Origin of the sequence: Thalassotalea sp. Y01 (genome assembly GCF_012932945.1) — a bacterium.
In the GTDB taxonomy this organism is placed as follows: domain Bacteria; phylum Pseudomonadota; class Gammaproteobacteria; order Enterobacterales; family Alteromonadaceae; genus Thalassotalea_A.
In genome coordinates this window covers 224510-250820 of record NZ_JABBXG010000002.1, presented here as the reverse complement: position 1 = coordinate 250820, position 26311 = coordinate 224510, and the positions used below count along the sequence as shown (strand labels likewise).

Genomic DNA, 26311 nt, shown 5'->3' with positions numbered 1-26311 from the left:
CTCAATCGGTCATTAATCGAGAAAGCCAGAATACTCTCCATAACCGCTGCTGGCGATGACACCGCCATCTAAAACCAGAGTATGACCTGTCATCCAGTTTGAGGCTTTTGAACACAAATAGATGACACTGCCAGCGATATCATCACCATTACCTAAACGCTCTTTGGGCACCATTTGTTTAACAAATTGCTCCGTTTGTTTGTTCTCTACAGCATACTTTGTCATTTTGCTTAAAAAGAACCCTGGTGCAATGGCATTAATATTAATGTGTTTTTTTACCAGATCGGCGGCTAAATGACGGGTCATTTGCACAACCGCCGCTTTGCTAGCTGAATATGAATAATTGCTCATTCTTGGGTTGTTAAATGCATTAATTGAGGCAATGTTGACCACTCGGGAAGGATGCTCAGCATGGGCACTGTGAGATAACAATGGTAATAACTTTTGTGTTAAGAAAAATGGTGACTTTGCATTTAAATTCATTACCTTATCCCAGCCAACCTCAGGGAACTCAGTAAAGCTTGCCCCCCATGTTGCACCAGCATTGTTGATTAAAATGTCAATCTTTTCTTCGCTTTGTTTTATGGTTTCAACAAAAGCATTAATGCCTTCTAAACTAGATAAGTCAGCGACAATAGGAATGCATAGACTGTCGTCAACCAGATTTGATAGCTCGATAGCTGTGGCCTGCAATTGGGCTTCATTTCGAGCCGTTATGTAGGTTTTTACGCCGTGTTCCACCAACCCTTTGCTGATCATTTTTCCAATACTTCGAGAACCACCAGTGACAATGGCTGTCTTGCCTTTAACAGAAAATAAATTACTCATATTGTGCCTTTATAGTGTTATTTATTGGCTAAATCATTACGCCATTGTTGCAATATTGGTGCGATTTTTGTGTCAAGCATGACATAGGCCTGCTCTGTTAAATGCAAACCATCATCGACAAACCACTTGGGGTCATTAGTGATAAAATCATTAAACTCAAAATAACGATATTGATTACCACAAAAATCTTTAATTCGGCTATTAATCTCGTCAATTACGCCAAGTTGATTCGCCGCTTGCTTTTGCGGACATTTAATAATGGAAAAATACCCTATATGAGTCGCAGGAAAGGTGGTTTTTAGTTGCTTTAACAACAGCTGTACGTTGTTAATTATGTGCAAGCTATCATTGCCAAAGACCAAATCATTACTACCGCAATAGACGATAATGTGTCTTGCCTCTGGTAGTTTGGTTAAATCGGCTTGTAACCAATCAGCACTAGCTGTACTGCGAATGGCGTTGTTTGAAACCGCTAAGCTAGACCACTTTGGTGTGCCCCAAAATTCAAAAATACTACTGCCGATCATCACAATATCTAGCATGTTTACCTCTATTGGCTCGTTATATATCTGCTGCCAACCATGCTGCTTGATTGATGGCGCGTTTGGCGTCTAACTCTGCGGCTACATCTGCGCCGCCAATCACGTGAATGGGCCTTTCATAGCCCACATCGAGTAACGCGCTGTGTAGTGGTTTAAATGACACTTGGCCTGCACAAATAACCACATGGTCAACCTCGAGTAGTTGAATCTCGCCGTCGATACTAATTTCTAGGCCACGATCGCTAATTTCTCGGTATTGGACATTAGATAACATTGCGACATGCTTGTTCTTTAAACTTGCTCTGTGGATCCAGCCGGTTGTTTTACCAAGATTTTTACCTACCTTACTGGCTTTACGTTGTAATAAATAAATATCTCTCGGGCTTGGCGTTATATGTTTTGGCTGCAAACCTCCGCGCTGGCGATTATTTAAGTCGATACCCCATTCTTTGGTATAAAGCTGTTTGTCTAGTGCTGGCGATGTGCCTTGGTGGCTTAGATACTCGGCAACATCAAAACCAATGCCACCGGCGCCAATGATTGCCACACGCTTACCGATAGCAACTGTTTTATTGAGCACTTCGGTATAACTGACAACCTTGCTGTGATTAATACCTTTTATATCTGGTGTCCGTGGTGCAATGCCGGTTGCCAGTACGACTTCATCAAAATCAACCAACATGGTCGCTCTCACCTCGCAGCCTAAATGCATGCTGATATTCTCGTGAGCTAATTGTTTACCGAAATAACGGATTGTTTCATGGAACTCTTCTTTACCCGGAATTTGTTTTGCTAAGTTGAATTGGCCGCCTATATCTTCATGCTTATCAAATAAACTGACTTTATGACCGCGCTGTGCTGCATAGGTGGCGAATGCCATACCCGCAGGACCTGCGCCAACAACAGCGATATGTTTCGCATTTGTGGTTGTTAAAAAATTCAGTAAGGTTTCATTGGCCGCGCGAGGGTTGACCAAGCAAGACGATATTTTATTGTCAAAGGTATGATCCAGGCATGCTTGGTTACAGGCGATACAGGTATTAATGTTATCACTTTTATCCGCTTTGGCTTTGTTGATAAATTCGGGATCAGCAAGAAGAGGGCGCGCCATAGACACCATATCGGCATAACCATCAGTGAGTATTTGTTCAGCAACCTCTGGTGTGTTGATGCGATTACTGGTGATCACCGGGATATCGACAATGTCTTTAACCTGCTTGCTGATTTTCGCAAATAACGCTCTTGGAACCGATGTCGCAATGGTTGGCACTCGAGCTTCATGCCAGCCTATGCCAGTGTTAATTACCGTCGCCCCAGCTTTTTCGACTTCTTTAGCAAGCTGAAGTACTTCTTGTTGTGAACTGCCGTTTTCTATTAAGTCCAACATTGATAGGCGGTAGATAATAATAAAGTCATCGCCGATGCATTGGCGAGTTCGCTTGATAATTTCCAGTGGAAAACGAATGCGGTTTTTATACTCGCCACCCCATTGGTCCGTCCGTTTATTAGTATGCTCGACAATAAATTGATTTATTAGATAGCCTTCAGAGCCCATGATCTCGACACCATCGTAACCAGCCTGCTTTGCTAACTTTGCACAACGGACAAAATCTTCAATTTGTTGTTCTACATCATCGCTAGTTAATTCGCGAGGCATAAACGGGTTGATAGGGGCTTGAATTGCGCTAGGTGCAACCAACTCGGGATTATAGGCGTAACGCCCTGCATGCAGGATTTGCATGCAAATTTTACCGCCATGTTGATGTACCGTACGGGTAATGACTTCGTGGTTTTTGGCATCGTCTGCTGTGACCATTAAGGCAGCTCCTTTGGCTACCGCTCCTTCCTCGTTAGGGCCAATGCCGCCGGTTACAATAAGGCCTACACCACCAACAACTCGTTCTTTATAAAATGCTGCCATTCTCTGGAAACCATGTTCGACTTCTTCGAGGTTGGTATGCATAGAGCCCATTAATGAGCGATTTTTTATTGTTGTAGAGCCCAACGTTATTGGGCTGAGTAATTTTTCAAAAGGCATGTAAATGTAGCCATAAAGTAACAAGTTTTATCACTATATAATATTTTTAAGTAAATAAACATACTAAAAGTTCAAATTGGTTTTATACGATTATATGCTGCACTCTTGATTGTCGGTTTTGTCAAAATGACGCAAGTTGCTGATCGCTTATTTTTTGCCAAAAGGCGATTGTCTCATCATTGACTTGTTGTTGTTTCGTTTGGTCATGACCAAAGTGCAACACCATAACCGTGCCGTTATCTTTGTAGCTAGGCCAATTTTTTAGATACGGTGATATTGGATCAAGGTAAGCAATTGCTGCCCAATAAGACTGCATTTGCCAACTTAGCTCAGTCACTCTCGGTTCGCTACCATAAAAAGCTTTATCTAAATTACCAAACACCAAACCTATATCGGCAATGTGGGGGCAACCCAAACTTGGTATCACTGACCGACGAGACAGTTTATAGCCATAGCCGTGACCACCTGCAGATATGTGCTTATCAAGTAAACGATGACTTGGCTGGCCAAACCAATACTCAGATAACACTTCATTAAGTCGATCTTGTGGTGTGATAGCTACCTGGTGTTGCCTATGGCTAATTTGTTGATCTGTTAATGCTAAGCATTGTTCGATGTTTTGCTCGCCAACGAGCGATGTTATTGACGCGAGCAAGGCTTTGTCAGTGGTTATGTTTTGTCCTAACAGGGCGGCAAAATATGCCCATTCATCAGTGTTAGTACCGCTTATTAGTGTGATGTGTTTTGCGTTGCCTTGTGCGATTGCTTCATGGGGCGCAATAGGCAGGGTGTTGCCATCAATGACCGGTTTAAATGGCAAAATGCCAAATTGTTTGTAAACAGATAGGTCGGTTAAAAATCCTTGTTGCAAGCTCATTATTTGTTCGCTTGGTATCGTTGTCAAATCATCCAACGAGTAACCTTGCTGCTCAGCATAGCAAACAAAACGTTGAGCAATGCGGTTAGCTTGCTCTTTGGTCGCGTAGGTATGAGCTGCGCCACTTTGCAATATAGCTTTGTGAAAAAAGGTGTTTGCTAATGGCGAGGCAAGTAAGCAAGCAATGCTCATTGCACCGGCAGATTCACCGAATACTGTCACGTTATTCGCATCCCCAGAAAACGCATGGATATGCTTTTTAACCCATTTCAACGCGGTGATCTGATCACCAAGTCCTTCATTTCCGGTTGATTGAATCTTATTATTGCTAACATCGCACAGCCGTAAATAACCAAGCACTCCCAGTCTATAATTAATGGTAACGACCACAACATTGGCGTTAGCGGCGAGGGTCTTCGCATCATAAATAGGTTGCGAACCGGCACCGTTTAGAAAACCGCCACCATGTATCCAGACCATAACAGGCAGTTTTTTGTCTGACTGAGGCGCATAGATATTGAGGTTCAAACAATCTTCGCTTTGCGCTAAATCATTTGCGTATTGTAATAGTGGATTATGGTCGAAGGTTTGCGGCGCAATATTGCCAAATGATTGGCTAGTTTGTTCTATGGTTGACCGTACCTGACTCGAGCTCCAACGAGGCGTGTTGGTTTTAAGCACAGCATATGCGATACCATGGTGGGTTGTGATCGCCGTGTCATTTTGAGGTTGATTGTTCAGCAGCTGACGTTTTTGCGTTGCTGATGGCTTTATCTGCTGTTCAATTTTTGAATTGGTGCTCATGCGCGTACTTGCCGTAATACTGTCTGGTATAAATACATACCACTTGTTCGATTTATTGGCAAATTGTTTATCTTTTTAGCGATTTGCAAGGCCGTTTTGCTCTTTATTATTGTTTAATTTTTTGTTAAATAATTCTTGTAAGTTATATTTACATACTGTAAGTTCAAATCATAAAGATTAATTATTATTACCAATGTGCCCATTTTTTAATGGCATAAATAGGGTAGGAATTAGATGTTAAAACTTACTTTCTTTACCAAGTTTTCATATGGTGTAGGTCAGATCTCTCAAGGCGTTAAAGACACGGCGTTTCAATCATTTGTAGTCTTTTATTTTAGTCAGGTCTTAGGAATGCCCGCCATTATGGCTGGTTTTGCTGCACTAATAGCCCTCCTTGTTGATGCGATTACCGATCCATTAATGGGCGATGTTTCCGATAATTGGCACTCTAAATGGGGTCGTAGACATCCATTTATGATTGCAGCAGTGATACCGTTTCCGCTGTCATTGTTTATGCTGTTTTCACCGCCTGCAGGTCTCGATCAGCAAGGCTTGTTTTTATGGCTAGTGTGTTGGTCAATCATTGTACGTGTGATGTTGACGCTATTTAATGTACCACACAACGCGCTTGGTGCTGAGTTGAGTAAAGATTACCAAGAGCGCACTAAAATTGTCAGCTATCGAACGTTTTTAGGCTATGTAGGTGGCATCTCACTATCGGTCATTGCCTTAAACACCTTTTTTAAAGTGACCGAGCAAAACCCATATGGCATGTTGAATGCTCAAGGCTATAGCCAGTTGGGGCTACTTGCGGCTGTAATCGCCTTTGTTGCCATGGTGTTTTGTATCTTGGGTACTAAAAATACCATTGCGCATTTACCAAAGGCGCCCAAGGACCAAAAGAAAGTCGATTTTAAGCGAAGTTTTCGTGCGTTTGCTGAAGCGTTAAAGTTACGTCCATTTCGCCTTATATTTATCGTTCAAGTATTGACTATGGTCGCCGGTGGGGCGGGTGCAACGTTTATGCTCTATATTGGCAGCTACTTTTTTGCCTTATCGCCAGCTGAAATTTCCTTACTGACATTAACCATTGTTGTTGGATTAGTACCCGCAACGATCATTGCCCCGGTATTATCGAAAAAAATCGATAAAATGCCGAGCTTAGTGCTTTGTCTATTGGTCGCGACAGTATTTAGTTTTAGTCCAATCATATTGCGTTTATTAACCGTGTTACCTGAAAACGGTTCGCCAATGATTATGCCTATTTTGTTCTCTACCTACGTTGTGGGCTATAGCTTTTTCATTGCTGCGGGAATCATTATTGGCTCAATGTTAGCCGATGTTGCTGACCTACACGCCACCACTACTCGTAAACGCCAAGAAGGAATATTCTTTGCTGCCAATTCGTTTGCCCAAAAAGCGACGTTTGGCTTAGGAACGTTAATTGCCGGTATTGGCCTAGACGTTATTGCTTTTCCAAAGCAAGTCGATGTATCCCAAGTGAGTGCTGAGGCATTGTTTGATTTGGGGATGATTGCAGGTCCAGTACCTATGCTTATTTACCTAATTTCGGCGTATATCGCCACTAAATACGATCTAAATAAAACCAAACATACAGAAATTTGTATACAACTTAACGAACAAAAAAACTAACTCATCTAAGGCCATTAAAAGCATGCGTCGATATGCGGCTCTTTGATACATAAAAATAAAACAAAAACATCAAGAATAACGAGGATACTTATGAGGGAAATCACCAACAAGGCTTTGCGATTTAAATTATCGCCTTTGGCCTGCGCTATGTTAGTTACTGGCTTTAGTGCATCGGGTTACGCACAAGAAGATGCTGTTGATACAGACGAAGCTGGTATTGAAGTGATTCAGGTTACATCAACCAAACGGGCAACATCGTTGATGGAAACCGGTCAAGCGGTTAGTGCATTTAATGCGGATTCAATGGAAGATTTGGGCATTGATGATGCACAAGGCTTAGTTCAATATTCACCGTCACTGGTTATTACCTCAAATCGTGTCTCTATTCGTGGTGTTGGTCGTCCAACAACATCGTTAGGTTCAGATCCGGGTGTTGGTATTTATACTGACGGCGTTTATAACACTGAAAATGGTGTATTTAGCTATTGTAACTTTTGTGACGTTGACCGTATTGAGGTACTTCGTGGGCCGCAAGGGACATTGTATGGTCGCAATGCCGTCGGTGGTGCAATTAACTTTATCAGTACCGAGCCGCAAAAAGACTTTGGTGGATACATAAACCTAGAAGCAGGTAACGATGGCTATTTGTTAACGCAAGGCCAAGTAACCGGTGGTTTAGGTGATATTTTCTCCGCTATCGTAACGGTATCTAAAAAAGAACGTGACGCACTGCAAGAGAACATTGCTGAAGGTGTCGCTGACTTAGACGATGAAGACCGCACCTATTTTTCGGCGACATTGAAAGCGGATTGGAGTGAAAACTGGACCAGTTCATTACGTTATATGAACACCGATCGTGACGAAAATCCATCTCCTGGTTATCTGTTAGACGAATACCCAACGGATTACATTAATATAGGCCCAGCCAATTTACCCGGCATGTATCCAAACTCCGTCGCATTGAATCATTTATCGGGTTACACCATGGCTAACCCAGCGGTTGATGACGAAAATAAAATCAATGTCGATACCGTCGGCCACTTAAGCTCTGAAACCGAGCGTTTTATCTTTACCAATGTCATCACTGTCGGCGACATTGATGTTAAATATATCTACGGTGATTACACCTTAGATTACGATTCATTGGCGGATGGTGATGTAACCAACGCCGCCTATGGTGCAATGGACTTCTCCATGATGTTCGCTGAAACAACCGGTGCATTTATTCCTGGTGGTCCGTTCTACCTACCGAACCCTATCACTGGCGAACCTATCACCTTAGCATCAGATATGACGACAAGTATCAAACAAGACGTTGATACCAGTTCTCATGAATTGCAATTCATCTCGAATTTCGATGGTAACTTTAATTTTATTGCCGGTCTTTACTATTACAACAGTGAAGAGAGTCAATACAATGACTTTGTTGAACGTGGCTTTGGCTTAATGCAAGGCGATGCAATCAATGCGTACTATGGTTCTTTCCCACCTGAATTTGGTCTGCCATCAGACACCGGTACATTCTTAGGTTTACCCGGTGTGCAATTGAGCTTGTATCAGTTTAATGCTGCATTGTTAGGTGGTGCACCATTTAAAGCTACGCCAGAAGGTGACGGAGGCTATCTATATTCAACTCAAAATGAATTAGAAACCACATCGAAAGCAGTTTACGGTCAAATTGAATATGACATGACAAATGAGCTGACATTAACCGCTGGTCTGCGCTATTCGGAAGACGAAAAAGAGGGTTCTGATGATGTCTTCACTTACTTGTTTGTGCCGCAAACACAACACAAAGTAAAAGATGATTGGAGTAAAGTAACTTGGCGCCTACAAGCCGATTGGCAGATGAACCAAGACACTTTGTTATACGGTTATGTCGCAACAGGTTATCGTTCAGGTGGTTTCAACTTAGGTGCTGCGGCGACCGACGATCCTGACTTGGTTGATCCAGAAGAGCTTACAGCGTTTGAAGTTGGTTATAAAAAATCGATGTTTGATAATCGCGCGAATCTGTCATTAGCCGCTTATTACTATGATTACACTGACTTACAGGTGCAGTCTGATAAGTTGGAATCCGGTGTTATCACATCGTCATTTGATAATGCCGCTGAAGCCTCCGTGCTTGGCCTTGAAGCTGAATTACAGTTTTTACTTACTGATGATTTAGTGATCAATACCACCTATTCATATAACGAATCTGAATACGATGATTTTACCGCTATCGACTCTATCGCCTGTGCTTTTTATGGTGAATGTGAGATTCAAGACTTGTCGGGTAATCAGCTAAATATGGCACCTGAAAACAAGTTTAGTATCGCTGGTACGCAATACTTCGATTTGAACGACAAGGGTTCTATTGCTTTAACCGCAAGCTACTCCTATGTTGGCGAACAGTATTCTCGTGAATTTAACCGTGATGATATTGATAAAGTGGACAGTTATGACAGCATCGATGCCCGTTTAAGTTGGACATCGCCAGAAGAGGCCTTTGTGATTGCCGCGTTTGTGAAAAACGCTGGAGATGAGCGTAATGTACTTCGCTACAGCGCACCGTCAACACAAACCCGAATGCAAGCGGCTGAATTATCCGATCCAATTACCTACGGATTGCAGTTGCGTTATAGCTTTTACTAACGAGAAAGTAGGTAGGGGCCACTAGTTAAGTGGCTTCTACCTGAACTGCTCTTATGTTTAGGTCGATATAATGAAACAAATTGAGCAAGTATTGAAAGAGTGTAGTTGGTTTCAAGGGCTTCCTGACAATGGGTTAGCTGAATTAACCAAGTCTGCACGCATAAAACACTACAAAGACAAAACATACCTATATCGATTGGAAGATACGTCAAATTATGTTTATTGCGTTTTGTCGGGCTTTGTTCGGGTCAAAATTAGCAGTATTCAAGGACAAGAATTTGCCATTACCGAGTTTTCTACCGGGGCTTGGTTTGGTGAGTTTGCTTTAACCGATAAACCCATTCGTATGTTTGAAGCACAGGCATTAGAAGATTCTCAACTACTAGAAATTCCCAAGCACGTTGTACAAAACCTGGCTGATAAACATCCAGTTATTTATAAAAACTTATTTCTCGAGCAAACAGACCGTACCGCAAAAATGTGTGAATTACTTGCAGGAATGTTGTTCTACCCACTTAGTGCCAGAGTAGCCGGACGACTGCTTTGGTTTGCACATCATTATGGTCAGCAAACAGAGATAGGTGTGCAGATTAACAAAAAGATGAGCCAACAAGAGATAGCCGATCTCACGCTAGGCTCTAGACAGCGAGTAAATAAAGTTATTAAAACCTTGGAAAGTGACGGCGTGATTGCCATCAAAGGCTTGCGGTATTTGGTTAAAGATATGGCGGCATTAAAAGAACATACTCGGCTTAAAAATGATTAACCGACAGAGGTTAATCAACCTTTTAAAAGGTGTCACCTTAGTGACAAAAATACTAAAGCGACCGCGTTACACTCAAGCAACATAGAGAGACTAGGACATGTAATGTCCTGATGATTGAATTAGGAAAATTATGAATTCAGCAGTTAATTCAGGCAATGAACATTTTGATGTGTTGATTATAGGGGCCGGCATTTCAGGCATCGGATCGGCATATCATTTGCAGCAACAACATCCAGATAAACGCTTTTGTATATTGGATGGTTTGGAAAGTTTTGGCGGTACCTGGTTAACACATAAATACCCAGGGATCCGTTCCGACAGTGACTTATTTACCTTTGGCTATCGCTTTAAACCATGGACAGGTAAGCCGATAGCGTCTGGTGAAGAGATTTTAAACTACATGAATGAAGTGATCAGTGATAATCATTTAGATGATCACATTCGTTATAACCATAATGTGTTAACCGCAAATTGGTGCAACCAAAGCCAGTTATGGACAATTACCGCCTTTGACAAAGCAACACAGCAAAACAAGCGATTTACGGCAAATTTTTTGTGGATGTGCCAAGGCTATTACAAACACGATAAAGGTTATACCCCTAAATGGGATGGCATGGATGAATTTTCTGGCGAGTTGGTTCACCCGCAAAACTGGCCTGAAAATCTAGATTATCAAGACAAAAAGGTCGTTATTATTGGTTCTGGTGCAACCGCTGCGACGTTGGCACCAAATATAGCAGGGCAGAGTAAACACGTCACATTGCTGCAGCGCTCACCAACCTATTTTTTCCCACGTAAAAATGAAAATGAATTAGTCGAACAGTTACGCAAACTTAATATTGATGAATCTTGGATTCATGAAATTGCACGCCAACAAATCCTGCAAGAGCAAGCAGGCTTTATTAAATTAGCTCAGGATTACCCTGGGGAAGTCAAAAAAGCTTTGATCGACGGTGTTAAGGCGCATCTAGAGCCCGATTTTGATGTAGAAAAACATTTTACGCCGCAATACAACCCTTGGCGACAACGAATTGCTGTAGTCCCTGAAGGAGATATTTTTGCCGGTATTCGTAGCGGTAAGGCAAGTATCAAAACAGACGAAATAGAGTGTTTTAATGCGCAAGGCATCCAACTCAAGTCCGGTGAACAGCTTGACGCGGATATCATTATTTCTGCCACCGGATTCAATCTATCGGTACTTGGTGGAATTGAATTTTCGGTTGATAAGCAAGCGATTAATTTTGCCGAAAAAGTTGGCTACAGAGGATTAATGTTTACCGATGTGCCAAATATGGCATGGGTTATGGGCTATTTTCGAGCAAGTTGGACACTGCGTGTCGATTTGATCGGTGACTTTATTTGTCGATTGTTAAAACACATGGATGACAAACAGGTTAAACAAGTCACTATGACGTTGCGTGAAGAAGACAAAGAGATGGAGTTATTGCCATGGATTAATACCGACGAGTTTAATCCCGGTTATATGCTGCGTTCGTTGCATCTAATGCCAAAGCGTGGCAATAAACCTGAGTGGCAACACACACAAGATTACTGGTCAGAAAAAGACGTACTACCCAATGTCAATCTTGATGATGAACTGTTCGTGTACAGATAAGTCACTATGAAAGCATTCGTTTTTGAAACCACAAAATCAATCGTCAGCGAAATAGGCGCAATCAAACACATTGCTACTATTTGTAACAAGCTTAACATCGAAAAGCCGCTGATTGTGACCGATCAGGGGATTGTTGATTGCGGCTTACTTACGTCAATAATGAGCAGTCTAAATGATGCCAATATCAGCGCTCAGATCTTCTCTGACGTTAGCGCTGATCCACAAGATGCGTTGATCGAACGAGTGGTTGAATATGCGCAACAACATGCTGTCGATGGGGTCATTGGCTTTGGTGGTGGCAGTTCTATGGACACCGCCAAATTAGTCGCGCTGTTAGCCTCTAGTGACGAGCAACTGCAGGATATATACGGCATAGAGCAGATTAAGGGTGAACGTTTTCCTCTAGTACTGATACCAACCACAGCAGGTACAGGTTCTGAAGTGACCCCTATTGCCATTGTCACCACAGGCGAGACTACCAAAGCTGGTGTCGTTTCTGCAAAATTGCTTCCGGATGTCGCGTTACTTGATGCCGAATTGACCTTGAAGTTACCAGCTCATGTAACAGCTGCGACTGGGATAGACGCTATGGTTCATGCCATTGAAGCCTACACCAGTGCAATTAAAAAGAACCCTTATTCGGATCTATTGGCAAAACAAGCGTTGCAATTGCTGTCTGAAAATATTGTTGAGGCGACGTTTAATGGCAAAAATTTGGCAGCCAGACAAGCGATGTTGTTAGGTGCATGTCTAGCAGGCCAAGCATTTGCAAATGCACCCGTCGCGGCAGTGCACGCCTTGGCGTATCCATTGGGGGGACACTTTCATATTCCGCACGGCTTGAGTAACTCGCTAGTATTGCCGCATGTCCTACGTTTTAACGTCAGTGCAGCCAGTGAATTGTATGCTCAGCTTGCGCCTTTCATCGACAGCACCATCTGTATGTCGCAAAGCCAGCAACAGATAACACATGCTCTGATTGATTATATTGCCAAGTTAATTAAGCAACTGAATTTACCGACCAGCCTTAAAGACCTAGGTGTTAAATACGCTGATTTAGGTACCTTAGCGAACGACGCTATGTTGCAAACTCGTTTATTGGTTAATAACCCAAAACCTGTGAACTTAGCCGATGCAAAAGAGATTTATTTATTGGCCTATAAAGGCTTTTAATTCGTTTGAGAATGAAACCAAACAATGACAAACACAACACAACCACTTGAAGACAAAGATAAAGACAGTTATCGATACTTTTTTCCAATCACCACGCGGTGGATGGATAATGACATGTTTGGTCATGTCAACAATGTTAACTATTATTCATTTTTCGATACGGTTATTAATCAATTTTTAATTGAATATGCCGGCTTTGAGCCCAATAACAGCCAACAAATAGGATTTATTGTGTCATCACAATGCCAATATTTTCACTCGCTTTGTTACCCAGAAAAGTTGATTGGTGCAGTAAGAATTAATCGTATTGGTAATAGCTCAGTAGAGTATGGTGTGGCCATATTTAAAGAACACAGCAATTGTGCGGCGGCGACAGGGCAATTAACCCACGTGTTTGTCAATCGCACAACACAAACGCCTGAGTCAATTAATGAGCAAATGCGTGCGGCTATGCAGCGTGCTATGAGCAATAAGGATGTTTACGGTGAGTGATCTGAATGCCAACAAACAATGCCAAGAAGCAATCGTTAATGTCAACGGTATAGATATCGCTTATCAACTTTACGGTAATAGTGACCATCCTACGTTAGTGTTAATCCATGGCCTTGGTGCGCCACTGACCGCGTGGCCCATGGCTATGGTTGAGCAATTTGTTGAACGGGGCTTTCAGGTTTTATTGTTTGATAACCGAGATATCGGTTATTCGCAACAACTTGAGCATCTTAAAATACCAAATCTGGCATGGCTGGTGGTTAAATCGAAACTTGGTTTACCGATTAATGTACCCTATAAGCTCGAAGACATGATGCTAGATACCATAGCCTTAGTTGATCATCTTAATATCAAGAACTTCCATCTAATCGGTGCATCAATGGGGGGGATGATCGCGCAATTACTCGCCATTTATTATCCGCATCGGGTTAAGACGTTAACGTCGATCATGTCGACAACCGGCAATAAAACGTTGCCGAAGATGAGCGATGAGGTGAAACACATTTTCAGTGCTAAGCCAGACTCTAATAGTGAACAAGATATCGTTAAATTTAATGTACAAAAGTGGCGAATTATCGGCAGTCCAGACTATCCCGCACAAGAACATTACCTAAACAACTACGTTAAAGGGCTTGTGCGTCGAGGTCTTTATGGTAAAGGAACGTTGCGACAGATGCTGGCGGTCATGGCAGGAAAAAACCGCGAGAAACAGCTTGCTGAGATTAACGTGCCTACCTTAGTGTTGCATGGCGGTGCAGACCCGCTTATTCGCGTCGCATGCGGTGAAGCGACTGCCCAGTCAATTCGCAACGCAACATTAAAAATATACCCTGGAATGGGACATGATTTTCCCGTTGAACTGCTACCATCTATCGTCTCCGATATCAGCGGTCATATCCAAACCCATATAAAAACAAAAAAGGACCAATGTGATGAATCAGTATGAAAATTCGGTTGCGGTTATTACCGGCGCGGCATCAGGCATTGGCTTAGCATTGGCAAGCAGATTAGCCGAACAAGGATGTCATCTTGCCTTGGCTGATCGTGATATCAACGGCTTAGAAGCGGCGAAGCAACATATCGAAGCGCTAGGGGTTAGATGCTTGATTGAAGATCTAGATGTGGCTGATAACAGCGCATTTCTAGCATTTGCAGCAAACGTTGAAAAGGAGTTTACTGAGATCAATTACCTTTTCAATAATGCTGGGGTCAGTTTAATCGACTCGGTAGAGAATCAGTCGCTTGACGACTTTCATTGGTTAATGAACATCAATTTTTGGGGCGTTGTACATGGTACAAATGCGTTTTTGCCCGCTCTTAAACGTGCACCAAAAGCACACATTATTAATGTATCAAGCTTGTTTGGCTTGTTATCGTTGCCATTAACCAGTGCTTATAATGCTTCCAAATTTGCCGTTAGAGGTTTCTCTGAATCATTGAAAATGGAAATGGCTGGCACGAATGTCTCGGTACATTGTGTGCACCCGGGCGGTATAAAAACCAATATAACCAATAACGCAAAAGTCACCGCAAAATCGGTCACTAAAAGTGAGATCCTTGAGGGTTTTAACAAACAAGCGATCACCACGCCTGAGCAGGCTGCTGATGCTATTTTAGCTGGCGTTGAACACAAAAACAGACGTATTTTAGTTGGCAAGGATGCCAAACTGTTAGATAAAATTGTTCGTTGGTTTCCAAACAGTTATGAAAAACTATTGGGTTTTGAAAAGGGCGTGTTAAAGAGTAGGAAGGGCAATAGTTAACCACTCTGGACTCACTTTATTGGATAAACTAAACCGTAGATGTTCGATTATTCAAACATCTGCGGTTGTTCTGCACAAATGACCTGAAACATTGGCATAAAACTAAAAAAACCGGCCAACTCACTGCCCACCACTTGATGTGCAGATTGCGCAGCTTCATTGGTAATGATTGTTGGTGTACCTGCGGCTTCTGCCAATAATTGCGCCTGACAGCTTCTTTCCATCGTTATAAACCACCATGCGGCTGCTTCAACCGTAAGACCAACCGTAAGTAAACCGTGGTTCTGTAAAATCGCCGCTTTATTATTTGTGATCGCATCGGCAATTCGTTTACCTTCACTTTGCTCCAAAACTACGCCGGTAAAATCATCAAATAGCACATGGTCTTGATAAAATGCGCAAGCATCTTGGGTAATAGGGTCAAGAGTTTTCGCTAACGACGACCACGCTTTACCATAAAGAGAGTGAGCGTGGGCAGCGGCGTTAATATTAGGATGAGCTTGGTGAATCTGCGAATGGATGGCAAACGCTGCGCCATTTAATAAACCGTCACCTTCGACCACGTCCCCTTGATGATTAACTAACAATAATTTCGACAGGGTCATTTGTTTAAACGACACCGCCATAGGATTTACCCAAAAATGGTCGAGTTTTTCAGGATCGCGAACGGTAATATGTCCAGCTAAGCCTTCATCAAAACCAAATTTACCAAATAGTCGAAATGCCGCCACTAAGGCTCTTTTTCGATGCTCGCGAATCTCTGCAATAGTATCGCCCTCATGAATGCTAGGTGCATTGCCTTTGGTATTCATGACCGCATCGTTGGTTGATTTGTTCATGGTGATCCTTTCACTATTAAGTTGATAAAAATTATAACGTCAGGCCGCTATCTAAACGAATGACTTGTCCTGTCATGTTATCCGATCCGATTAAAATAGCCAAAATACTGGCGGCAACATCACTGGACTGACTAATACGTTTTATTGCTGAATGCGCTAGGGTGTAATCTTTAGCTGCCTGCCAATTATCACCCCAGCCACTTTTTGCCCATTTATCATCTATAAGGCCAGGGCAAATGGCATTGACGCGAATGTTTTGCGGCCCTAAAGTTTTCGCCAACGTTTTGGTTAGACTGTTTAATCCCGATTTTGACGCGCAATATGCAATCGAACTGCCATGTGCTGTTAAACCAGCGATACTTGATGTCATGACGATTTCACCACCGCTAATGGCTAGGTGGGGAACAGCAGCACGACTAATATAAAACGGCCCAAGCAGATTGGTCGCTAAGGTCTGTTGCCATACATCGTCGCTTAAAAGGTCTAGTTCATGATGCGGCACAAATTGAGTATAACCGGCGTTATTAATAACGATGTCTAAGCGTTGATAGGTTGCTACAGCAAATTCAACTAAGTCTGTACATTGTTGCTGGTCACGAACATCAGCCTGATAAATCTCTGCTTGACCACCCAGGGATGTAATGTGTTGTTGGGTTTTTAGCGCGCCTTGTTTGTTGTTGGCATAATTTATAACGACGCGAACACCATTTTGTGCAAGCTGTATCGCCGTTTGTGCTCCTACGCCGGAACTCGCACCGGTTACTAACGCAACTTTATTCTTCAACTCCACTTTGACCGCCTTTTAAAGTTAAACACCGGATAATGGTTTTCCGGCTATGGTTATTCGATGCAATACGCGTTCTTCACCTTGATAATCATTGTTTGCAAAGTGCCAGGTGCAGCGATTATCCCAAATAGCGATGGATCCGGGCTGCCAATTAAATTCACAAATATATTCTGCTTTGCTGCCGTGTTCGTATAGGTAATTCAGCAAGGCAAATGCTTCGTCAGTATGCCAGTGTTCAAATCCAACGGTATGGCCTTTGTTGACATACAGAACTTTACGTTTACTTTCAGGGTGGACAATGATAACTGGGTGTTTCGCAGTGCTGACTTCGACATTGTCAGCGAGCTTATCGGCTAAATCGGTGCCAGCAAAATAGCCGCCTTTGCCGTATAAATGATCATTGGCATGCAATGCATTAATGCTTGCTAGAGTGTGTTGTAAACCCGGCGATAAACCATCATAGGCAGCATACATGTTGGCAAACTTAGTTGCTCCCCCTTGGGATGGTAATTTCCGAGCGACTAATATTGATGCCATAGCCGGTTCATCATCGTAGGAATGATCAGTATGCCAGCCACCGCCAATATTGGTTGTTTGATTCTTATCTTTGCTCACTACTGCTATGTCAGGATAACCAGGCAATGATTTAAATATCTTATTTTTGACAATGCTGCCAAAGCGCAATGCCAGTTGTTTATGTTGTTCTGGAGATATATCTTGATTTCGGAAAAAGACCAAGCCATGTTCGATAAACGCTTGCTTAATGACTAAAAACTCACGGTCGGTAAGGCTGGCCAAATTTACATTGTCAATTGTAACGCCACATTTAGGGCTAAAGCGGGTAATTTTCATGGCTATTGTTATTCCAAATTATTAGCATCTTGCTAGCAATGCATCGATTTAAGTTCGATAAATTCATTTAAACCAGCCGCACCCCATTCGCGACCATTGCCGGATTGTTTGAATCCACCAAAGGGTGCATTGTAGTTAAAGTTGCCACCGTTAATGGTAATTTGACCAGCGCGAATATGCTTGGCGATATCGACGGCTTGATCTTGTGTTTCTGCCCATACTTTTGCCGCCAAACCATATTGACTATCGTTGGCGAGGCTGATGGCATGCTCTATATCTTGATAAGCAATAAAACACACGACGGGGCCAAAAATTTCTTGCTGTGCTATCACCATATCGTTCTCGACATCGGCAAACACCGTTGGTTTAACATAAAAACCTTTATCTAAGCCATCAGGTTTTTCTAACCCGCCAGTAATGAGCGTGGCGCCTTCGTTTATACCTGTTTGAATATAGTTGAGCACGGATTGTTGTTGTTTCGCCGAGCAAAGAGGGCCGATAAAGCTTTGTTCGTTGTCTGGTTCGCCAACGATCAACGTCTCTGTCACGGCTTTGGCTATATCAACCGCTTGCTGATATTGACTTTGATGGACCAAAACTCGTGTTGCGGCTACACAGGTTTGGCCACTATTAAACATCACTGATATGATGGCGTCGCTAATCGCTTGCTCAAGCGGTGCTGTTGGGCTGATAATATTTGCTGACTTACCACCGAGTTCTTGGCACACACGTTTTACCGTTGGTGCGGCATTCAGCGCAACGTTTATTCCTGCCGATGTTGAGCCAGTAAAGCTGACTAAGTCGACATCTGGGTGTTTTGTCAGCGCATTACCGGTTGTTTCGCCATCGCCAGTGACCAGATTAAACACACCAGCGGGTAGGCCAACTTGTTGTAGTATTTCGGCAAACATAATGGCGTTTAACGGTGTCTCTTCACTCGGCTTAACGACCATAGTACAACCCGCAGCCAATGCAGGCGCAACTTTTGCGATCAGTTGATGCAATGGAAAGTTCCAAGGCGTTATCAAGGCGCAAACACCAATGGCTTCTTTAATAACGATTGAATTATCTATGTGCTCTTGAGTATCCATGCTTTTAGCTAGCGCAGCATATGGCAACATACCCGCTAAAGGGCCGCCGGTTTGAACCATGTCAGATAACACGATGGGCATGCCTAGCTCAGAACTGATGGTGGCTGCCATATCTGCACGTTTTTGGCTCAGCTTTGTGACAATAGCCTCTATGTATCTGCCACGTTCATCACTGCTGACATATTGCCAAGTCTTAAACGCCTCTTTTGCAGCGTCTACTGCATCATTGACATCTTGCTCGTTAGCGATGGCAATCGACGCAATGGTTTTTTCTGTCGCTGGGTTTACTACGTCCAGTTGAGTTTTGCTATGGGCCTCAACCCAACGGCCATTTATCAATAGTTTTTGACAGCTTGCCATTTTAACCTCTTCTATAACGCAAAAAAGCTCGAAATTTACACGAGCTTTACGATTTGTTTTCCGAAATTTTTACCGCTAAGCATGCCGATAAATGCTTGTGGCGCATTGGCAATCCCATGCGCAGTACTTTCTTTAAATTTTAATGAACCATCGATGACACCTTGGGCGAGTGCCATGGTTGCAGTTGGGTATTCGTCTAGCCAATCACTGACTAGGAAAAATCCGTGTTCGGGAGTTGGTTTGAGTTTTGCTAATACTTGAAAAGGCGTTTCGGCTGCAACGCTTGTATCGTTGTAATTGGAGATGAAGCCACAAATAGGCACTCTAGCGCCTTCATTTAAGAGAGGTGCCACAGCATTTAAGGTGCGCCCACCAACGCCTTCCCAATATATATCAATACCATTGGCACAGGTTGTTGTTAATGCCTGCTCAAAATCATCCGCTTGATAATTGAGGCATTCATCAAAGCCTAATTGTTGTTTTACGTATTGGCATTTTTGCGCACTGCCAGTAACACCAATGACTCGCAACCCATGTTGTTTTGCTAATTGACCAACAACAGAACCTACAGCACCCGAAGCAGCGGAGACGACAATAGTTTCTCCTGGTTGTGGTTTGGCCTTGTGCTTAAAGCCCAAATAGGCTGTTCTGCCAGGCATGCCAATGACACCGAGATAAGCGGATAAAGCGATTTGATCATTAAATACAGGGTAAAGTGCCGATGATCTTTGGTGGCTAACAAAGTGGGTTTGCCAACCAGACATAGAACAAACAAACGTGCCAATATGGTATTTATCACTTTTCGACGCAATGACCTCGCCAACCGCTTCGCCGGTGATTATCTCACCTTCTTGCAATGGCTCGGCGTATGATTTTTTTAAGCTCATACGGCCTCTCATATAGGGATCTAGCGATAAATAGTGGTTCTTTATCAAGACCTGACCATCAGTTAAATCATCGCTATCAATGTTGTGTGATTGTAAGCAAAAGTCAGCAAGTTTAGGCATACCCACAGGACGCGTGCTCATAACTATGGCTTTATTAATGATCTGTGTCATGGTTGGCATTTCTTGTTAAAAGCTAAAGTGTTCGCTTGGTAATGTCATTAAACTTTTTGCACCATTGCCTATGCAGGCAAGATGACCATGAGCTTTTGGCAAAATTCGGTCAAAGTAAAACTCAGCAGTGTGTAATTTTGCCTTGTAAAAATCCGCATCTTGAGGGTTAACGGCTAGCATGGTATCCGCGGTTTTTGCCATTTTAAGCCACATATAAGCTAAGGTTATGTAGCCAGATAACATTAAGTAATCAACAGAAGCTGCGCCAATTTCATCAGGATTTTTTGCCGCTTTCATAGCGATGTCTTGTGTCACTTCTTGCCATAATTCAATGTATTCTCGTAATGTTGCGCAAAAGTCAGCAAACTTTCCGGATTGGTGTGCCTGACAAAACTCTAGGATTTCATCGGTGAAATTGCTGAGTAGGTTGCCGTTACTGCCAATCACTTTTCGACCTATGAGATCCAACGCTTGAATGCCTGTGGTACCTTCATAGATACAGCAAATTTTGGTATCTCTTAACAGTTGTTCCATACCCCATTCTTTAATAAAACCATGTCCGCCGAGGACTTGGATACCATAACTTGTGGCATCAACCGCGGTTTCAGTTAAGAACGCTTTGGCGATTGGCGTTAGCAACGCGAGACGATCATCGGCGAGTTTTTTGTCCATATCAGTGCTGCCCGCGTGAGAGGTATCAACCAAATGAGCTAAATACGTCACTAAGGCACGGCCGCCTTCTGCAAACACTTTTTGGGTTAAAAGCATACGTCTAACATCAGGATGCACTATGATTGGATCAGCGACACCATCCGGGTTTTTAATGCCAGTCATCGACCGCATTTGTAAACGCTCTTGTGCGTAAGATAGAGCACCTTGAAATGAAGCTTCTGTTGCTGCAACACCTTCATTGGCAACACCTAATCTGGCGCCATTCATAAAGGTAAACATGCAATGCAGACCGCGGTTTTGTTCCCCGATCATATAACCTTTGGCATTATCAAAATTGATCACGCAGGTAGCGTTACCATTGATGCCCATTTTATGTTCAATCGACCCGCAACTTACGCCATTTTCGTCGGCTATTGTGCCATCGTCGTTGACGTTGAATTTGGGAACCACGAACAATGAGATACCTTTGGTGCCTGCAGGGGAGCCAGACACTCTGGCAATAACTAAGTGAACGATATTTTCAGACAAGTCGTGTTCACCGGCTGAAATAAATATTTTACTGCCGTTTAGAGAGTAAGTACCGTCTTCGTTAAGGTCAGCTTTGGTGCGTAACAAGCCTAAATCTGTACCACAATGCGACTCAGTTAAACACATGGTACCTGTCCATGAACCATCCACTAATTTAGGCATAAACATATTCTTTAATTGATCACTGCCGTGGTGTTCCAATGTAGACATACAGCCATGGCTAAGGCCTGGATACATGGCGAAACTATGATTTGCGGCTGAAAGCATTTCGCTGATCACACTGTTAATGGAATGCGGTAGCCCTTGACCACCAAAGTCTAAGGATTGCGATAACGTCGGCCAGCCACCTTCGATGTATTGTTGATAGGCATCTTTAAAGCCATCAGGAGTGGTTACCTTGCCATCATGCCATTGACAACCTTGTTGGTCACCAATTTGGTTAATTGGTGCGATGACTTGCTCGGTAAATTTCGCTGCTTCAGATAGAATGGCATCTACCATGTCAGTACTGGCATCTTCATAACCAAGAGATTGGTAATGCTTTTCGCAATCAAACAGTTCTTGCATGACAAATTTGTAATCGCGTAATGGGGCTTTGTATTCAAACATTTTATTCTCTCTTATAACCAGTCTGGTTTGGTGTCAAAACAGGTGCTGTCGATATTTTTAACTAAATTTCCCCAGTGGTAGGTCAATGGTAATTCACTGTGGAAAAAGTACTTCATTGCTTGCATTTTGCCTTGATAAAATTGTTGGTCATCAATATGTGGTTGGTTTGCTAATGCGACGTTGGCGATGACTGCTTGTTTTAGCCATAACCAAGCAATAGTAATATGGCCAAACATGGTTAAGTAACTTACCGAATTGGAAAATACTAGGTCAATTTGTTGTTGCTTCGATTGCGCTAATACTTCAGTGGTTACCTGTTGTAGGTTGTCTATAGCGGCAGCAAGCTGCGCTGCATATTGGGCTAACTCTTCTTGTTGCAAGGCGTCATCAATAGTCGATTTCATCACTTCAAGAAAGGCGTTATAGCCTTTACCGTTGTTCATTGGTACTTTACGACACATTAAATCAAGCGATTGCACACCCGTAGTACCTTCATGGATAGGATTTAGTCGGTTATCACGATAAAACAATTCAACAGGGTGTTCATTGATATAACCGTGGCCGCCCATTACTTGAATGGCTAAATCATTGGATTTAGGGCCATATTCTGACGGCCAACTTTTAATGATGGGCGTAAGAAAATCCAAAACCAGTGAAGCCTGTTGGCGTTCTTGCTCTGATGGCGCTGTTTTTTCATCGTCGGCAAGTTGATGACCATACAAGCACAATGCATAAGCGCCTTCTGAATAGGCTTTTTGTGTGAGCAACATACGACGAACATCTGGGTGCTCTATGATGTTGACTGGCGGCGAGTATGGGTCTTTACATGACAATAGACGGCCTTGTGGTCTTTCTTTAGCGTAGTGCAGTGAATACTGATACCCAGTTAAGGCGGTAAGTGCAGCACCGGTTCCAACAAGGATCCTAGCTTCATTCATCATATGAAACATATAAAGTAAGCCTTTATTTTCTTCGCCAACCAAATACGCTGTAGCCCCGTCTTTCTCACCAAAACTTAGTGCGGTAGAGGTATGGCCTCGACCACCCATTTTATGAAATAGACCGGCAAGGGCGACTTCGTTACGTTCGCCTAAACTACCATCGTCATTGACAAGGTATTTAGGAACGATAAACAACGAGATACCTTTAACACCTTTGGGCGCGCCTTTCACTCGGGCTAACACCAAATGCACGATATTTTCATTTAGTTCATGATCACCACCGGAAATAAAAATTTTATTGCCGCTAAGCTTGTAATTACCGTGATCATCTTTAATCGCCGTGGTGGTTAGGTCGGCTAAACCTGAACCTGCGCCTGGCTCCGTCATCGCCATAGTACCGGCAAAGCGACCGTCTCGCATTGGCACAACCCACTTTTCGATTTGCTCATTGCTGCCATGTGCTTCAATTAAATTACAGTTTGCGTGAGTCAGGGAAATATAACCTAAGGTGGTACTCGCAACCGCGGATAAATAAGCAAAGGCACCACTGGCAGCGACCAAAGGCATTTGCATACCACCCATATCAAAATCAGCGGTCGGAGCCATTAATCCTGCGTCTGTTACGGCATCGAGGGCGACTTTTATTTCTGGCAACATGTGTATTTTTTCGCCGTCAAAGGTTGGTTCGTTGGCGTCAACTTTTTGTCGAATAGGAAGAAAATACTTTTCAGCGATTGCTTGCGCGGTGTCTATCGCGCCGTTAAACGTCGAACGGTCGTGATCTTGGTAACGTTCACGTTGGGTTAGCGCCTCAACATTGAACATTTCATAAAGATAAAACTCAATATCACGACGATTAAGTATTGGTGCAGACATATCTATAGCCTCAAATAAAACAACTATTGTCACTGTAACAATATTGCATTCTCGATCTGTCACCTAGGTGACAATATGGTGACGCAGTGGCAATTAATTTATAGAACGAGGGTGATGGGTTGCGCTTAACTGCGATTACTGGACAACTAAATCGTCACTGTTTGGCGCAACCAATATCTTATCTATGTTGGCTTTTAGCCAATTAACTCGAGGTTGATATCCTTGTTGGTATAACAACGACATAACGATTTTTTCCATTTGAATGGTGTGCCAGTTATTATTTCTAATATTGGTATACAGTGAAAAGCTCTGTAATACCCGTAATTTAAACGCAGGATCTTGTTTGGCTTTTTCAAAGTCGACCTTTGATACGATGATTTGGCCATTTTTAAAGAAGTCTTTATCGCTGAGCATTTCATAGCTGACAATTGCTGGTGAGAATGGCGCAGCCGTTATTTGTTTTATCTCTTTTTGAAAATAGAGTTGTCGTTGTTTGTATTGCGAACTGACTTCACTTAATGCGGATCGTAAATCACCTCGTTTAATCAGTTGCATGGCGCCGGTGGCTTGCATTTCTAATAATATTTCGCGCTTATCGGGGAAGTTCGGTGGTGACGAGGCATTCGTCAGTGCAAAGTAGATTTGCTGCAATTCGTCACTATTTGGCTGGTGACCCTCTAAAGTGGATAATGTTAATTGCAAACCTTGGCGCACATTATTTTGCCAAACGACATGACTTTGTTTCATATCAATAGAATTTTGTACTTCGGTAGCCAAGTCTTGAAGGTAGGCTTTTAGCTCATTATTTGCTTGTCGCTCGATATTTAAATTGTTGACTTGTAGACCTAGAAAAATCCCGACCACTACGATCAATAAATCCAACATAACGGCAAGCCAATTTTGCTGTTTAATATGTGTTACAAAACGATGTGCGATCATTGCAAATACCTTAGCCCCTGTTTTTATTGAAAATAGCATAAATTTTAACTGGGCGTAGGTTTTAAAGTGTTTGTAGGGTTTTGTATGTGTACGATTTAGTGTTTAAACCGTAGCACCTAACCATATTTACCTAGAAAGCGCTTACATTTGTTGTCGGTTAGTGTAGTTTATAGGCAATAACACGTTACAAACTATCATCTTTTAAGAATCTAGCACCTTTAAGAGTCAAACCGTATGTCAGTGAATACACCGTTACGTTATGAGAACATAGATGCACTGCGAGGCTTTGCTTTGATGGGCCTATTTATTGTGCATATGGTCGAGTATTTTGAGCTTTATTGGTATCAACCCAAGCCGGGTTGGGTGCATGATGTGGTGTTTGGGTTGTTTGGCGGTAAAGCCTACGCCATGTTTGCCATGTTATTTGGGGTTAGCTTTTATATCTTGCAGCATAGCAAAAGCATGTCAGGGCAACATTTCAGTCGACTATTTACACGTCGTTTAGCACTTTTGTGTTTGTTGGGCTATTTGCATGGTCTGATTTATAGTGGTGATATCTTATTGGTCCTAGGTGTGTGTGGCTTTTTGCTGGTAGTTTTGCAAGGCTTATCGACACGCATGTTGGCGGTTGTGGCATTGCTGTTTATTTTACAATTGCCATTAATAGTCCACGTTGCCTGGCTTGTTGGTCACGGTATGAGTAATGGTGAGCCTTTACATTATTCAGTAATGGGACAAACGTTTGAGGCATTGGCACATGGCTCGTTATGGGACGTTGTTATCAACAACAGCGCAAATGGGCAATTAGGAAAGTGGTTGTTTTTTATCGAGAGCGGACGTTTATATACCTTGATTGGTTTGTTTATTGCAGGCTATGCGATTGCTCGTACAGGTTGGTTATTTAAGAAAAATATACCATATCAAGAGCTAGCGCTTATTGCGTTGATGGCTATTGGTATTGTTGTGCTGTGTGATGTCTTATCGCATCGTATTCAAGCATGGCAATTAGCGCAAGCAGAGTTACGAAGTCTACAAGGGGTGATTGCCAATTATCACAATACGGCAATTATGGTATTGGAAGTTTGCGTATTGTTGGCATTGTATAACTTGCCAGTGTGTAGACGCCTGTTAAATAGCCAATCAGCAGCGGGGCGGATGAGCTTGACACTTTATGTTGGGCAATCCATTGTCGGGGTCATGCTATTTTATGGTTATGCTGGTGGGCTGTATGATTCAATGCCACAAACTACGGCGTTAGGGGTGGCGGTCATTTGTTGGCTCGGTCAGTTAACGTTGGCACAATATTGGCTAGCACGACATCAATATGGCCCGTTAGAATGGTTATGGCGATCATTAACCTATGGGCGCAAGGTCAGCTAAAAGTATTAAAAGAACTTACGTATTGAAAAGTCATAGTTCATTAAGAGCAATAATAGCAGATAGCAAAAAGCCCGCAAAATGCGGGCTTTTCTAAAGTGGCTCCTCAACCTGGACTTGAACCAGGGACAAACGGATTAACAGTCCGTTGCTCTACCAACTGAGCTATTGAGGAATTGTACTTTTCGATTTTA

At 42.7% G+C, this 26311-nt stretch carries 21 protein-coding genes and 1 tRNA gene; 9 read left to right on the top strand and 13 right to left on the bottom strand.

All coding sequences use genetic code 11. From position 1 onward, the window contains the following. Window positions 1–12: 12 nt before the first annotated feature. The 4 genes from HII16_RS03975 to HII16_RS03960 all read right to left on the bottom strand — a co-directional run bounded on the left by HII16_RS03975 (window position 13) and on the right by HII16_RS03960 (window position 5089). A complete protein-coding gene (locus tag HII16_RS03975) occupies window positions 13–828 on the bottom strand; it encodes an SDR family oxidoreductase (protein WP_169127668.1) in 816 nt (271 codons plus the stop codon). 17 nt (window positions 829–845) lie between these two features. Next, window positions 846–1370: a GDSL-type esterase/lipase family protein gene (locus tag HII16_RS03970; RefSeq protein WP_248289488.1), complete on the bottom strand. Its 525-nt coding sequence runs from the start codon at window positions 1368–1370 to the stop codon at window positions 846–848. Window positions 1371–1389: 19 nt separating this feature from the next. Beyond that, entirely contained in the window at window positions 1390–3408 is a 2019-nt protein-coding gene (locus tag HII16_RS03965; protein WP_169127666.1) for an NADPH-dependent 2,4-dienoyl-CoA reductase, read from the bottom strand. Window positions 3409–3529: 121 nt separating this feature from the next. Beyond that, on the bottom strand, window positions 3530–5089 hold the full coding sequence (locus HII16_RS03960) for a carboxylesterase family protein (RefSeq protein WP_169127664.1): 1560 nt from the start codon (window positions 5087–5089) through the stop codon (window positions 3530–3532). A 234-nt stretch (window positions 5090–5323) separates the two neighbouring features. Between HII16_RS03960 and HII16_RS03955 the strand changes: the two genes are divergently transcribed. From HII16_RS03955 to HII16_RS03920, 8 genes are all read left to right on the top strand, one after another. Beyond that, window positions 5324–6742: an MFS transporter gene (locus HII16_RS03955; RefSeq protein ID WP_169127662.1), complete on the top strand. Its 1419-nt coding sequence runs from the start codon at window positions 5324–5326 to the stop codon at window positions 6740–6742. A 90-nt stretch (window positions 6743–6832) separates the two neighbouring features. Continuing rightward, on the top strand, window positions 6833–9379 hold the full coding sequence (locus HII16_RS03950) for a TonB-dependent receptor (RefSeq protein WP_169127660.1): 2547 nt from the start codon (window positions 6833–6835) through the stop codon (window positions 9377–9379). A 70-nt stretch (window positions 9380–9449) separates the two neighbouring features. Further along, on the top strand, window positions 9450–10145 hold the full coding sequence (locus HII16_RS03945; RefSeq protein WP_169127659.1) for a Crp/Fnr family transcriptional regulator: 696 nt from the start codon (window positions 9450–9452) through the stop codon (window positions 10143–10145). 130 nt (window positions 10146–10275) lie between these two features. After that, window positions 10276–11760, top strand: a complete 1485-nt coding sequence (locus tag HII16_RS03940) for an NAD(P)/FAD-dependent oxidoreductase (protein WP_169127658.1) — start codon at window positions 10276–10278, stop codon at window positions 11758–11760. Between the two features lie 6 nt (window positions 11761–11766). Beyond that, window positions 11767–12933, top strand: coding sequence for an iron-containing alcohol dehydrogenase (locus HII16_RS03935; protein WP_169127657.1), 1167 nt, complete (start codon window positions 11767–11769; stop codon window positions 12931–12933). 24 nt (window positions 12934–12957) lie between these two features. Beyond that, window positions 12958–13425 carry a thioesterase family protein gene (locus tag HII16_RS03930; protein WP_169127656.1) on the top strand — a complete coding sequence of 156 codons (468 nt, stop codon included), beginning with the start codon at window positions 12958–12960 and terminating at the stop codon, window positions 13423–13425. Next, entirely contained in the window at window positions 13418–14371 is a 954-nt protein-coding gene (locus tag HII16_RS03925) for an alpha/beta hydrolase (RefSeq protein WP_348981384.1), read from the top strand. The genes HII16_RS03930 and HII16_RS03925 overlap by 8 nt, the downstream gene beginning before the upstream one ends. After that, complete coding sequence (locus HII16_RS03920; protein WP_169127654.1) at window positions 14358–15188, top strand: SDR family NAD(P)-dependent oxidoreductase; 831 nt, start codon at window positions 14358–14360, stop codon at window positions 15186–15188. Before HII16_RS03925 ends, HII16_RS03920 begins: the two co-directional genes overlap by 14 nt. Window positions 15189–15235: 47 nt before the next feature. On the opposite strand, the gene HII16_RS03915 is transcribed toward HII16_RS03920, so the two are convergent. From HII16_RS03915 to HII16_RS03880, 8 genes are all read right to left on the bottom strand, one after another. Next, a complete protein-coding gene (locus tag HII16_RS03915; protein ID WP_169127653.1) occupies window positions 15236–16027 on the bottom strand; it encodes a class II aldolase/adducin family protein in 792 nt (263 codons plus the stop codon). A gap of 31 nt (window positions 16028–16058) precedes the next feature. Further along, window positions 16059–16817: an SDR family oxidoreductase gene (locus HII16_RS03910; protein ID WP_169127652.1), complete on the bottom strand. Its 759-nt coding sequence runs from the start codon at window positions 16815–16817 to the stop codon at window positions 16059–16061. An 18-nt stretch (window positions 16818–16835) separates the two neighbouring features. Next, window positions 16836–17666, bottom strand: coding sequence for a TauD/TfdA family dioxygenase (locus tag HII16_RS03905; RefSeq protein ID WP_169127650.1), 831 nt, complete (start codon window positions 17664–17666; stop codon window positions 16836–16838). A gap of 32 nt (window positions 17667–17698) precedes the next feature. Further along, on the bottom strand, window positions 17699–19117 hold the full coding sequence (locus tag HII16_RS03900; protein ID WP_169127647.1) for an aldehyde dehydrogenase family protein: 1419 nt from the start codon (window positions 19115–19117) through the stop codon (window positions 17699–17701). A 35-nt stretch (window positions 19118–19152) separates the two neighbouring features. Continuing rightward, a complete protein-coding gene (locus tag HII16_RS03895) occupies window positions 19153–20175 on the bottom strand; it encodes an NADP-dependent oxidoreductase (protein ID WP_169127645.1) in 1023 nt (340 codons plus the stop codon). A 15-nt stretch (window positions 20176–20190) separates the two neighbouring features. Then, window positions 20191–21984, bottom strand: coding sequence for an acyl-CoA dehydrogenase C-terminal domain-containing protein (locus HII16_RS03890; RefSeq protein ID WP_169127643.1), 1794 nt, complete (start codon window positions 21982–21984; stop codon window positions 20191–20193). An 11-nt stretch (window positions 21985–21995) separates the two neighbouring features. Beyond that, window positions 21996–23801: an acyl-CoA dehydrogenase gene (locus HII16_RS03885; RefSeq protein WP_169127641.1), complete on the bottom strand. Its 1806-nt coding sequence runs from the start codon at window positions 23799–23801 to the stop codon at window positions 21996–21998. Window positions 23802–23936: 135 nt separating this feature from the next. Then, window positions 23937–24740: a hypothetical protein gene (locus HII16_RS03880; protein WP_169127639.1), complete on the bottom strand. Its 804-nt coding sequence runs from the start codon at window positions 24738–24740 to the stop codon at window positions 23937–23939. A 234-nt stretch (window positions 24741–24974) separates the two neighbouring features. Here HII16_RS03880 and HII16_RS03875 point away from each other — a divergent pair, with 234 nt between their 5' ends. Further along, entirely contained in the window at window positions 24975–26120 is a 1146-nt protein-coding gene (locus HII16_RS03875) for a DUF418 domain-containing protein (RefSeq protein WP_169127637.1), read from the top strand. A gap of 96 nt (window positions 26121–26216) precedes the next feature. On the opposite strand, the gene HII16_RS03870 is transcribed toward HII16_RS03875, so the two are convergent. Beyond that, window positions 26217–26292: transfer RNA gene (locus HII16_RS03870), tRNA-Asn, on the bottom strand. Window positions 26293–26311 lie beyond the last annotated feature (19 nt).

Excerpts from the sequence above, each read along its gene's own strand:
- HII16_RS03975 (WP_169127668.1), bottom strand. The coding sequence starts at position 828 with ATGAGTAATTTATTTTCTGTTAAAGGCAAGACAGCCATTGTCACTGGT.
- HII16_RS03970 (WP_248289488.1), bottom strand. The coding sequence starts at position 1,370 with ATGCTAGATATTGTGATGATCGGCAGTAGTATTTTTGAATTTTGGGGC.
- HII16_RS03965 (WP_169127666.1), bottom strand. The coding sequence starts at position 3,408 with ATGCCTTTTGAAAAATTACTCAGCCCAATAACGTTGGGCTCTACAACA.
- HII16_RS03960 (WP_169127664.1), bottom strand. The coding sequence starts at position 5,089 with ATGAGCACCAATTCAAAAATTGAACAGCAGATAAAGCCATCAGCAACG.
- HII16_RS03955 (WP_169127662.1), top strand. The coding sequence starts at position 5,324 with ATGTTAAAACTTACTTTCTTTACCAAGTTTTCATATGGTGTAGGTCAG.
- HII16_RS03950 (WP_169127660.1), top strand. The coding sequence starts at position 6,833 with ATGAGGGAAATCACCAACAAGGCTTTGCGATTTAAATTATCGCCTTTG.
- HII16_RS03945 (WP_169127659.1), top strand. The coding sequence starts at position 9,450 with ATGAAACAAATTGAGCAAGTATTGAAAGAGTGTAGTTGGTTTCAAGGG.
- HII16_RS03940 (WP_169127658.1), top strand. The coding sequence starts at position 10,276 with ATGAATTCAGCAGTTAATTCAGGCAATGAACATTTTGATGTGTTGATT.
- HII16_RS03935 (WP_169127657.1), top strand. The coding sequence starts at position 11,767 with ATGAAAGCATTCGTTTTTGAAACCACAAAATCAATCGTCAGCGAAATA.
- HII16_RS03930 (WP_169127656.1), top strand. The coding sequence starts at position 12,958 with ATGACAAACACAACACAACCACTTGAAGACAAAGATAAAGACAGTTAT.
- HII16_RS03920 (WP_169127654.1), top strand. The coding sequence starts at position 14,358 with ATGAATCAGTATGAAAATTCGGTTGCGGTTATTACCGGCGCGGCATCA.
- HII16_RS03915 (WP_169127653.1), bottom strand. The coding sequence starts at position 16,027 with ATGAACAAATCAACCAACGATGCGGTCATGAATACCAAAGGCAATGCA.
- HII16_RS03905 (WP_169127650.1), bottom strand. The coding sequence starts at position 17,666 with ATGAAAATTACCCGCTTTAGCCCTAAATGTGGCGTTACAATTGACAAT.
- HII16_RS03900 (WP_169127647.1), bottom strand. The coding sequence starts at position 19,117 with ATGGCAAGCTGTCAAAAACTATTGATAAATGGCCGTTGGGTTGAGGCC.
- HII16_RS03895 (WP_169127645.1), bottom strand. The coding sequence starts at position 20,175 with ATGACACAGATCATTAATAAAGCCATAGTTATGAGCACGCGTCCTGTG.
- HII16_RS03890 (WP_169127643.1), bottom strand. The coding sequence starts at position 21,984 with ATGTTTGAATACAAAGCCCCATTACGCGATTACAAATTTGTCATGCAA.
- HII16_RS03885 (WP_169127641.1), bottom strand. The coding sequence starts at position 23,801 with ATGTCTGCACCAATACTTAATCGTCGTGATATTGAGTTTTATCTTTAT.
- HII16_RS03880 (WP_169127639.1), bottom strand. The coding sequence starts at position 24,740 with ATGATCGCACATCGTTTTGTAACACATATTAAACAGCAAAATTGGCTT.
- HII16_RS03875 (WP_169127637.1), top strand. The coding sequence starts at position 24,975 with ATGTCAGTGAATACACCGTTACGTTATGAGAACATAGATGCACTGCGA.